This window comes from Vibrio sp. 1249-1, from assembly GCF_033340495.1.
In genome coordinates this window covers 1-719 of record NZ_JAWOWJ010000500.1, presented here as the reverse complement: position 1 = coordinate 719, position 719 = coordinate 1, and the positions used below count along the sequence as shown (strand labels likewise).

Annotated in this window: 1 protein-coding gene; it reads right to left on the bottom strand. The window is 43.3% G+C overall.

Features of this window, described 5'->3' with window-relative positions:
* Positions 1-179 precede the first annotated feature (179 nt).
* A partial coding sequence (locus R7Z50_RS27230) for a cellulose synthase operon protein YhjQ/BcsQ (protein ID WP_318149713.1) occupies positions 180-719 on the bottom strand: 540 nt, incomplete at its 5' end.

Sequence of the window (719 nt, the reverse complement as noted above, 5' to 3'; positions counted from 1 at the left end):
GAGGGAACACCCGAAATAACCGGCTTTAAAAATACAAAACTCAATGAAAACCAAAAAGACAAAGCACACTCCCCAACCCAGTTTGTTTTGCAATTCCAGGCTTGCTCGTAAGCTTTCTTCTGTAGTCTGAATTGGTCCACTACCCAGCGTTGGAAAATCAGATTAAGACTTCGCATAAATTAGCTTTGGTCCTGAGCGCTTGATAACGCTGATACACACCAAAAAGCAAAAGACTGAAAATCTTTTGCGGCTTGGCTCGATGGCGAATAGTGTTGAACGGTCGTCAGGTTTGCCACACATTCAAGCAATGCCGTATCTCGATGAATCGAAACAGGAATCAACGATTCGCTAAGTTCCTTTTTCAGCACCAACATGAAATCACGACCAATTTCGGTTTCTGGCTGATACTTATTCACCAAAAAACGTAATTTGTCAGAGCGAAGCAATCTCGATAGCTCTTCATGTTGTAACCAAGATTGAAGAGTGAGATAACTCAGGGCATCTGCCGTTACCACCACCACAATCATATCCATTAAGTCGACAAAAGATCGCACTTCAGGATCAGTAAGCTCTGCTAAGTCGGCGTGAAAAAGCAGCCACTGCTCACCACGGTTTTCGCTCACTTGCAACGTCATTTCACCTAGCATTGATAGGTAGTGAGAACGCTCGTTAAAGAACGCTTTTAACTGCTCAGAATTCAGATGGCCAAACGGTAAAAA